The organism is Streptomyces turgidiscabies Car8 (assembly GCF_000331005.1).
In the GTDB taxonomy this organism is placed as follows: Bacteria; Actinomycetota; Actinomycetes; order Streptomycetales; family Streptomycetaceae; genus Streptomyces; species Streptomyces turgidiscabies.
In genome coordinates, this window is record NZ_AEJB01000038.1 from 1 (window position 1) to 8,601 (window position 8,601).

The window sequence follows — 8,601 nt, forward strand, 5'->3', positions numbered from 1 at the left end:
AGGACCTAGGACGCGAGGTGTCGGACCTGGTCCCACAGGGCCGGGTCCACCACCCCCACCCGCCGCCGGAACTCGTTGACCGGCAGGTCACGCAGTTCGCCCGTCTCCAGGAAACTCGGCCGGCCCTGGGCGTCACCCACCGCACCCGGCGGCAGCGGGATCACCCCGGGCCGCTCGTCGTGGTACTTGCTGGTGATCTTCGCGACCGTCGCGCGCCGCCCGCGCACCGCGAGCACCAGACATGGCCGGTCCTTGCCCCCCGGACCGTCCTCGAAGGGCACGTTCGCCCACCAGATCTCCGCGGGCCGGGGCCGCGCAGACCGCCCCCGCTGCCCTTTCGGCTCCCCGGGCTGCCCCGGCGGCCTGCCCCCGCGCCTCGGGGACCGATGCCCGCGCCCCCAGCCGTCCACCAGCGCCGCGACCAGCGCGAGCAGCACGACGGCCGCCAGGGCGAGCCACCATGACGTGTCCATACGGAAGACGGTACCGGCGCACTCCGCACGACGCCGCCCTACCGGTGCTTCACGTCCAGCCGAACCGGTGACAGCACAGGTGAGTTCGCCCACAACAGCCCTTGACGGAGGAGCGACGGGGGGTTTTGCGCCTTACGCTCGACAGCACCGCAAGAACCCCGTCACGTTTGTTTTGACGCTCCCCGCCAGCGGAGGTTTCTGCTTTATGAAGCTCACCGTCGTCGGCTGCTCAGGGTCGTTCCCGTCCGCGGAATCGGCCTGTTCGAGCTACCTCGTAGAGGCCGACGGCTTCCGGCTGCTTCTCGACATGGGCAACGGTGCCCTTGGCGAGTTGCAGCGCCACTGCGGTCTCTACGACCTCGACGCGATCTTTCTCAGCCATCTGCACGCCGATCACTGCATCGACATGTGCGCGTACTTCGTCGCACGGTACTACCGCCACGAGGGCGGGCGCTGCGATCCGATCCCGGTCTACGGCCCCGAGGGCACCGAGCACCGCCTCACCACCGCCTACGCGGACACCCCCACCGCCTCCTCCATGAGCGAGGTCTTCGACTTCCACACGGTCAAGCCGAGCACGTTCGACATCGGCCCCTTCACCGTCCACACCGAGCGGGTGCGGCACCCGGTGGAGGCGTACGGCATCCGTATCGAGCATGGCGGGAAGTCCCTGACGTACTCCGGGGACACCGGCGTCAGCGACACGCTGGAGCAACTCGCCCGGAACACCGACCTGTTCCTCTGCGAGGCCGCGTTCACGCACGGCAAGGAGAACATCCCGGACCTGCACCTCAACGGCCGCGAGGCGGGCCAGACGGCGAATCGCGCGGGCGCGCACAAGCTCGTCCTGACCCACATCCCCCCGTGGACCGACCCGCAGGTCAACCTGGCCCACGCCCGCGAGGTGTTCCGGGGCCCGGTGGAACTGGCGACGCCCCGGGTGACGTACGAGATCTGACGCCGCGCAGGCACACGAAGGCCCCGGAACCGTGCGGTTCCGGGGCCCTTGTCATGCGGTACGGCCGTACGCCCGGGCTCTCACGCCTTGGTGAGGTCCTCGACCTCCTCCTCGGGCTCGCGGCCGGGGGTGGGGAGGTTGAACTTGGTGATGGCGAACCGGAAGACGAAGTAGTAGACGGCGCCGAAGACGAGGCCGATCGGGATCAGCAGCCAGGGCTTGGTGGAGATGCCCCAGTTGATGAAGACGTCGATGAAGCCGGCCGAGAAGCTGAAGCCCATGTGCATGCCCAGGGCCCAGGTCACGGCCATCGAGATAGCGGTGAGGACCGCGTGGATGGCGTACAGCACCGGGGCGATGAACATGAAGGTGAACTCGATCGGCTCGGTGACGCCCGTGACGAACGAGGTCAGCGCCATCGACATCATCATGCCCAGCACGGCCTTGCGGCGCTCGGGCCGGGCGGAGTGCGCGATCGCGAGGGCGGCGGCCGGCAGGCCGAACATCATGATCGGGAAGAAGCCGGTCATGAACATACCGGCGGACGGGTCGCCGCCGAAGAAGCGCGGCAGGTCGCCGTGGAAGACCGTGCCGGCGGAGTTGGTGAAGTCGCCGATCTGGAACCAGGCCACCGAGTTCACGAACTGGTGCATGCCGATCGGGATCAGCGCGCGGTTGATGAGACCGAAGAGCGCGGCGCCGAAGGAACCCAGACCGGTCATCCACTCACCGAAGTTGGTGATGACATCACCGATCGGCTGCCAGCCCACGACGACCAGGACACCGAGCACGGTACCGAGGGCGGCCGTGATGATCGGCACGAGCCGGCGGCCGTTGAAGAAGCCGAGCCAGTCGACGAGCTGCTTGCGGTGATAGCGCTGCCAGAGCACCGCCGTCAGGAGGCCGAGGATGATGCCACCGAGCACGCCGGGGTTCTCGAAGGTCGCGGCCTGCGCGGCCTCGGTGCCCTTCTGCCAGAAGCCGCCGCCGAGTCCGGTCCCGGTGTAGGTGGCGCCGTCGTGGCCGTCCTTGATCGGGTACTGGTGGATCACCGCGTAGTAGGTGAGGAACCCGACCACGGCGGCCAGCGCCGTCGAGCCGTCGGACTTCTTCGCGAAGCCGATGGCCACGCCTATACAGAACAGCAGGGGCAGACCGAAGGAGCCGTCCAGCAGGGCGCCGCCCGCTCCGGCGAAGACCTTCGCCACATCGGCCGGGATGTGGAACCTTTCCTGCGAGTCGGCCTGGCCGAGCCGGAGCAGGAGACCCGCCGCCGGAAGTACGGCGATCGGGAGCTGCAGGCTGCGGCCGACCTTCTGCAGGCCCTGGAACAGGCCGGATCCCCTCTTTTTCGAGGGGACCGCCGTCGCGGTGGCGGTGCTCATACTTCCTCCAACGAGTACATGGTCTACACCACTCAGTGGTGTAGACCATGTTGTAGCACGGTGAAGGCCGCATAAGGAACCCACGATTTGCACCGGAAATCGATGATCTTCGAGCCCTGCAAGCGCGGCCCGATCGGGATGATGTTGGAGACCGGGTTTGGAGACTCCCGTCCGACTGGTGTAGACCAGTCGGCGAGGACGGTCGTACCGTGTCGGGAAACCCATCCGTCGGGAGGCACGGGAGGTACGCCATGACCGCTCGCGAAGATCGGCCAACTGTGGGTTACTGCGACAAAGTGGTTCGGAGCAGGGAGTAGGACATGTCCACCAAGGCAGAGAAGATCGTCGCCGGACTCGGCGGCCTCGACAACATCGAAGAAGTCGAAGGCTGCATCACCCGCCTCCGCTGCGAGGTCATCGACCCCGCACTGGTCGACGACGCCGCCCTCAAGGCCGCCGGCGCCCACGGCGTCGTCAAGATGGGCACCGCCATCCAGGTCGTCATCGGCACGGACGCCGACCCCATCGCGGCCGACATCGAAGACATGATGTAGATCCCGAGCTCGAACTCCCGTATCCGGCACGGTTGTTCACCCCCGAAGGGCCCTTCCCCACCACGGGAAGGGCCCCTTCCCCCGTTACGGCTAGGCTCGTCGCCATGTCACGTATCGACGGCCGCACGCCCGAACAACTCCGCCCCGTCACCATCGAACGCGGGTGGAGCAAGCACGCCGAGGGCTCCGTCCTCGTCTCCTTCGGCGACACGAAGGTCTTCTGCACCGCCTCCGTCACCGAGGGCGTCCCGCGTTGGCGCAAGGGCAGCGGCGAGGGCTGGGTCACCGCCGAATACTCGATGCTTCCGCGCGCCACCAACACCCGCGGCGACCGCGAGTCGGTCCGCGGCAAGATCGGCGGCCGTACGCACGAGATCAGCCGCCTCATCGGCCGCTCCCTCCGCGCGGTCATCGACTACAAGGCGCTCGGCGAGAACACGATCGTCCTCGACTGCGACGTCCTCCAGGCCGACGGCGGCACCCGCACGGCGGCCATCACCGGCGCGTACGTCGCCCTCGCCGACGCCATCACCTGGGCCCAGGGCAAGAAGCTGATCCGCGCAAGCCGCCAGCCCCTCACCGGCACGGTGAGCGCGGTCTCGGTCGGCATCGTCGGCGGAGTGCCGTTGCTGGACCTCTGCTACGAGGAAGACGTCCGCGCGGAGACCGACATGAACGTCGTCTGCACCGGAGACGGCCGCTTCGTAGAGGTCCAGGGCACCGCCGAAGCCGAACCGTTCGCCCGCGACGAGCTGAACTCCATCCTCGACCTCGCGGTGGCCGGCTGCGCGGACCTGGCGGCCCTCCAGCGCAAGGCACTGGACACCGCCCTGGAAAGGTAAAGGGCTCACCAAGTAAGGTGCCGGACGCGGGCAACCGCACCGCCAGGCATCGCGTCTTCATCGGTACGGGCGTACGGCACACCGCTGTACGCCCGGCCAACTGTCAGGGGCCGAACGCACGAGCGAACGAACGCGCGGGACACCGCCGTCCCACTCCCACCGCCGCGCCCCGACCGATCACCACCGATCACCGAACGAGGGGAACCATCACCATGGCCGTGAGCCGCCGACCCGGCCGCCGCACCATCGCCGTCGCCGCCACCGTGGCCGCCGTCGCGCTGACCGCCGGGCTCACCACCGGCTGCGACGCCGTCAACAAGGCCCTGGACTGCGTCCAGACCGCCGACGCCGTCGCCACCAGCGTCTCCAACCTCCAGCAGGCCGTCAACAGCGCCGCGAACGACCCGACGCAGCTCGAGGAGGCCCTCACCTCGATCGACAAGAACCTCAGCGACCTCGGCGACAAGACCGACAACGCCGACGTCAACAAGGCGGTCGACGGCCTCAACCAGGCTGTGGACAACGTCCGTACGGCCGTCAAGAACGGCGACCAGACCCCGGACATCAGCGGCGTCACGGACGCGGCGGGCGAACTGACGAAGGTCTGCACGTCGTAACCGTCGTGAACGGCGGGGGTGGTAGTGGCTGAGCCCGCGATACTGGACGCCATGACACGCCTGATCCTCGCCACCCGTAACGCCGGAAAGATCACCGAGCTGCGGCAGATCCTCGCCGACGCGGCCCTCCCCATGGACCTGGTCGGCGCGGAGGCCTACCCCGACATCCCCGACGTCAAGGAAACAGGCGTCACCTTCGCGGAGAACGCCCTCCTCAAGGCCCATGCCCTGGCCCAGGCGACCGGCCTCCCGGCGGTGGCCGACGACTCGGGCCTGTGCGTCAACGTCCTGAACGGCGCCCCCGGCATCTTCTCGGCCCGCTGGTCCGGCCGCCACGGCGACGACCAGGCCAACCTGGACCTGCTGCTCGCCCAGCTCTCCGACATCGCGGACGAACACCGGGGCGCCCACTTCGCCTGCGCGGCGGCCCTGGCACTTCCGGACGGCACGGAGAGGGTGGTCGAGGGCCAGTTGAGGGGCGTACTGCGCCACGCACCGGTGGGCACGGGCGGCTTCGGCTACGACCCGATCCTCCAGCCGGAGGGCGAGACACGGACTTGCGCCGAGCTGACGTCAGCGGAGAAGAACGCGATCAGCCATAGGGGGCAGGCGTTCCGGGGGTTGGTGCCGGTGGTTCGGGAGTTGTTGGGCTGATTTTCGAGAGTGGCTCCGATACCTTCGATCTGAAGGTATCGGAGCCTTTTTCCCTGTGGGCCCGGTGGGATTTGAACCCACGACACACCGGACCTAAACCGGCGCCCTCTGGCCAGCTGGGGTACGGACCCGTCCGCGCTTACTCTACTGTGCGCTGCGGTGAGGTCGTAAGGCGAGATCGATTCGCGAAGGTCTTCGTCTGGCTATGGCACGACGGGCACAGGTACCGCAGATTTTCCTTGCGGTTGTCCAACCAGTCTCCGTTGATGTGGTCGATCTCAAGGACGAGGCGTTTGCCCTGCCAGATGTCCCCAGTGCCGCAGGTGTCACAGGCGTGCGGAACGTCCAGGTCGTCGAGTGCCCGTCTCAGCTGCGTCGTCCTCGTGCGGGAAGAACCAGACTCCAACCGCACCAGGATTTGGGCTGCGGTCTTGCGGTTCTTGCCCGGAACACCGCGGCCGTGACCCTGGCCGGAGAAATGGTCGATCGGCACGTTGTGGGTTTTCACACTCTGCTTGAGCCGCGCCCGTGCCGCTCCATTGTCGACGATGCCGAGCAGCTTGAGCACACCCGCCATGCTCCGTGAGGCGGCGACGGCAGGTACGAGTTGGCTGCGAGGCAGGATCCCTGGTCCGTATCTGCGCCCACTGGTGAAGTGGGAGGTGTCGATCCCGAACTGGTCGAGTTTCTTTCGAACGTGACCGTACGGACTGTCACGCGGATCAAACCCCATGTATTCCAGCATCTCCCGGACGCTGTACGCATGGTAGGCCGCTTCCTGCAGAAGCTCCTTCGAGTAGCTTCGGCGCTCGCGTTCGGGCATCGGCTCGTCTGCGAAGTGGGATATGTCGATCGCGTAGTGCTTAAGCCGCTTCAGCAGGTAGGTGCGTGGTCCGCTGCCCATCGGAGCGTTCAGTCTGCGCATCAGATCGGCCAGGCTTGTGGAGGCAACTGCGGTACGGGCAAGCAGGTCGCCCGTGTACTTCGGAGAACTCATCCCTGGTTCCTCCGCTTGCGACCCCGGTAAGTATCCGTCACCGCATGGCAGTTGGGGCAGAGCAGCTGAAGGTTGTTCGGGCGGTTGTCCCACCAGTCTCCGTTGATGTGGTCCACCTCAAGTTTGAGCGGACGACCGTTCCGTTCCGGGCCTGTGCCGCACATCGTGCAGCGCTCCTCAACTCCGCTGTGGAGCAGCGCGCGGCGCAGGCGTTGGCCCGGCACTCTCCCGTCCTCGGCGCAGCGGAGGCTCAGAGGGTTCCCGAGCGAACCCTTGGGACGCTGTCGCCGTACCGGGCCGAAGTGGCTCGTGTCGATTCCGAACTTGGCGATACGGCGACTGATGTGGGTCTGATTGCCGCCGACCTGACTGATTCCGAGGCTTCGTACGACGTCCTTGATGCTGGTCGACTCCGCCACGGCAGCGCGTAGTTTCTCCTCGGTGTGCCGGACCTGGTTCGTCGCGAAATGTGAGATGTCGATTTCCGCTTCCGCCATCTTCTGGCGCAGATAGCGCCTGCTGCCAGGCGTGGGGTTGCCTCCGCACCAGCGGAGCGCGTCGTCGATGTGCCGCGCTCGGCGAGCCGCCTCTTGCAGCAACTCGCGGGTGTACCGAACAGTCATGTTCCCCCTCCGTCCCGGCCGCACGTTCGCAGCCCGTACGGAGTAACGAACAGCTCATCGGACAGTCACGCCCGAAACGTGAAGCGGCCCGCGCCGGGTCACCCCGGTGCGGGCGCTCGCTCAGACAGAAAGTGGACCCTCAGATAGCCAGGTCCTTGATGATCTTCGCCACGTGGCCCGTAGCCCGGACGTTGTACAGGGCCCGTTCCACCTTGCCCTCCTCGTCCACCACGATCGTGGAGCGGATGACGCCCATGTACGTCTTGCCGTAGTTCGTCTTCTCGCCGAAGGCGGCGTACGCCTCCAGGACCGTCTTGTCCGTGTCGCCGAGGAGGGTGACCTTCAGGCTCTCCTTCTCGCGGAACTTCGCGAGCTTCTCCGGCTTGTCGGGGGAGATGCCGATCACGTCGTACCCCGCGCCGGCCAGCAGTTCGAGGTTGTCCGTGAAGTCGCAGGCCTGCTTCGTGCAGCCGGGGGTCAGGGCGGCCGGGTAGAAGTAGACGATGACCTTGCGGCCCTTGTGGTCGGCCAGCGACACCTCGTTGCCGTCGGCGTCGGGCAGGGTGAAGGCGGGGGCCACATCACCGGGCTGGAGTCGCTCGCTCATCCGTCTGGTCTCCTCGTACGTCCTCGTGAGTCCTCGCGCGCCCGCGAAAGGGCACCGGTCCGAGCCTAACCGGGGGTGCTGACAGTGCGGCCGGAGGCGGAACTGACAGACTGTCCGGAGCAAAGCATCCAGCGGACTTCGGAGGGCGTACGGTGGCGGACACCTCGGACAGCAGAACCCCGACGCAGATCGAGGCGGACATCAGGCGCCGGCGCGAGACGTTGGCCGAGACGCTCGACGAGATCGGGGTGCGGGTGCACCCGAAGACGATCGTCGGCGATGCCAAGGCCAAGGTCGTCTCGAACATCGATCACACCCTCGGGCGCGCCTACGTCGGCGTCAACCGTGTCGTCGGCGACGTCAAGGGACAGTTCGTCGACGAGGAGGGTGCTCCGAGGCTGGAGCGGATCGTGCCCGTCGCCCTCGTCGTCGTGGGGCTCGTCGGGCTGCTCACTCTCGGGACCCGGCGGCGCAGGGGCTGACGGGACAGGTAGGTTCGGAGCGTGAGCGCCAAAAGCAGTGAGAAGAGCATCCATCACGACAAGCTGCCCATCCGGATGCTGCACGACCGTGTGCTCGTGCGGCAGGACGCCAGCGAGGGTGAGCGGCGTTCCGGTGGCGGGATCCTGATTCCCGCCACCGCGGCCGTCGGGCGCAGGCTGGCCTGGGCGGAGGTCGTCGCGGTCGGGCAGAACGTACGGACGGTGGAGCCGGGCGACCGTGTGCTGTACGACCCGGAGGATCTCGCCGAGGTCGAGGTGCGCGGGGTGGCGTACGTGCTGATGCGTGAGCGTGATCTGCATGCCGTCGCGGCGGACCGGTTCGAGGGGTCCGAGGACTCGACGGGCTTGTACTTGTAAGTCAGCGAGCTGTAGCTGCGGAGCAGCAGTA

The 8,601-nt window shown here is 67.3% G+C and carries 12 protein-coding genes and 1 tRNA gene; 7 read left to right on the forward strand and 6 right to left on the reverse strand.

What is annotated here, in order from left to right; genetic code table 11:
• Positions 1-5: 5 nt before the first annotated feature.
• Positions 6-473: a type II toxin-antitoxin system PemK/MazF family toxin gene (locus STRTUCAR8_RS02735; protein WP_044471526.1), complete on the reverse strand. Its 468-nt coding sequence runs from the start codon at positions 471-473 to the stop codon at positions 6-8.
• Between the two features lie 205 nt (positions 474-678).
• Here STRTUCAR8_RS02735 and STRTUCAR8_RS02740 point away from each other — a divergent pair, with 205 nt between their 5' ends.
• Complete coding sequence (locus tag STRTUCAR8_RS02740) at positions 679-1,431, forward strand: MBL fold metallo-hydrolase (protein ID WP_006373877.1); 753 nt, start codon at positions 679-681, stop codon at positions 1,429-1,431.
• Positions 1,432-1,511: 80 nt separating this feature from the next.
• On the opposite strand, the gene STRTUCAR8_RS02745 is transcribed toward STRTUCAR8_RS02740, so the two are convergent.
• Positions 1,512-2,816 (reverse strand): PTS transporter subunit EIIC, encoded by a 1,305-nt coding sequence (locus tag STRTUCAR8_RS02745; protein ID WP_044471527.1) that lies wholly within the window; start codon positions 2,814-2,816, stop codon positions 1,512-1,514.
• Between the two features lie 320 nt (positions 2,817-3,136).
• Here STRTUCAR8_RS02745 and STRTUCAR8_RS02750 point away from each other — a divergent pair, with 320 nt between their 5' ends.
• The 4 genes from STRTUCAR8_RS02750 to rdgB all read left to right on the forward strand — a co-directional run bounded on the left by STRTUCAR8_RS02750 (position 3,137) and on the right by rdgB (position 5,483).
• Complete coding sequence (locus STRTUCAR8_RS02750; protein ID WP_006373882.1) at positions 3,137-3,370, forward strand: PTS sugar transporter subunit IIB; 234 nt, start codon at positions 3,137-3,139, stop codon at positions 3,368-3,370.
• 104 nt (positions 3,371-3,474) lie between these two features.
• Positions 3,475-4,212, forward strand: coding sequence for a ribonuclease PH (gene rph / locus STRTUCAR8_RS02755; RefSeq protein WP_006373878.1), 738 nt, complete (start codon positions 3,475-3,477; stop codon positions 4,210-4,212).
• Positions 4,213-4,424: 212 nt separating this feature from the next.
• A complete protein-coding gene (locus STRTUCAR8_RS02760; protein ID WP_044471528.1) occupies positions 4,425-4,829 on the forward strand; it encodes a hypothetical protein in 405 nt (134 codons plus the stop codon).
• A 51-nt stretch (positions 4,830-4,880) separates the two neighbouring features.
• Positions 4,881-5,483 carry an RdgB/HAM1 family non-canonical purine NTP pyrophosphatase gene (rdgB, locus tag STRTUCAR8_RS02765; protein ID WP_044471529.1) on the forward strand — a complete coding sequence of 201 codons (603 nt, stop codon included), beginning with the start codon at positions 4,881-4,883 and terminating at the stop codon, positions 5,481-5,483.
• A 56-nt stretch (positions 5,484-5,539) separates the two neighbouring features.
• On the opposite strand, the gene STRTUCAR8_RS02770 is transcribed toward rdgB, so the two are convergent.
• From STRTUCAR8_RS02770 to bcp, 4 genes are all read right to left on the reverse strand, one after another.
• Positions 5,540-5,614, reverse strand: a tRNA-Leu gene (locus tag STRTUCAR8_RS02770).
• Positions 5,615-5,622: 8 nt separating this feature from the next.
• Entirely contained in the window at positions 5,623-6,480 is an 858-nt protein-coding gene (locus tag STRTUCAR8_RS02775; RefSeq protein WP_006373871.1) for an HNH endonuclease signature motif containing protein, read from the reverse strand.
• Positions 6,477-7,103 carry an HNH endonuclease signature motif containing protein gene (locus STRTUCAR8_RS02780; protein ID WP_006373874.1) on the reverse strand — a complete coding sequence of 209 codons (627 nt, stop codon included), beginning with the start codon at positions 7,101-7,103 and terminating at the stop codon, positions 6,477-6,479. The genes STRTUCAR8_RS02775 and STRTUCAR8_RS02780 overlap by 4 nt, the downstream gene beginning before the upstream one ends.
• Positions 7,104-7,242: 139 nt before the next feature.
• Positions 7,243-7,710, reverse strand: coding sequence for a thioredoxin-dependent thiol peroxidase (gene bcp / locus STRTUCAR8_RS02785; protein ID WP_006373880.1), 468 nt, complete (start codon positions 7,708-7,710; stop codon positions 7,243-7,245).
• 152 nt (positions 7,711-7,862) lie between these two features.
• Here bcp and STRTUCAR8_RS02790 point away from each other — a divergent pair, with 152 nt between their 5' ends.
• Together STRTUCAR8_RS02790 and STRTUCAR8_RS02795 are read left to right on the forward strand one after the other, a co-directional pair.
• A complete protein-coding gene (locus tag STRTUCAR8_RS02790) occupies positions 7,863-8,192 on the forward strand; it encodes a DUF3618 domain-containing protein (RefSeq protein ID WP_006373879.1) in 330 nt (109 codons plus the stop codon).
• A 75-nt stretch (positions 8,193-8,267) separates the two neighbouring features.
• Entirely contained in the window at positions 8,268-8,570 is a 303-nt protein-coding gene (locus STRTUCAR8_RS02795) for a GroES family chaperonin (protein ID WP_405826354.1), read from the forward strand.
• Positions 8,571-8,601: the final 31 nt, after the last annotated feature.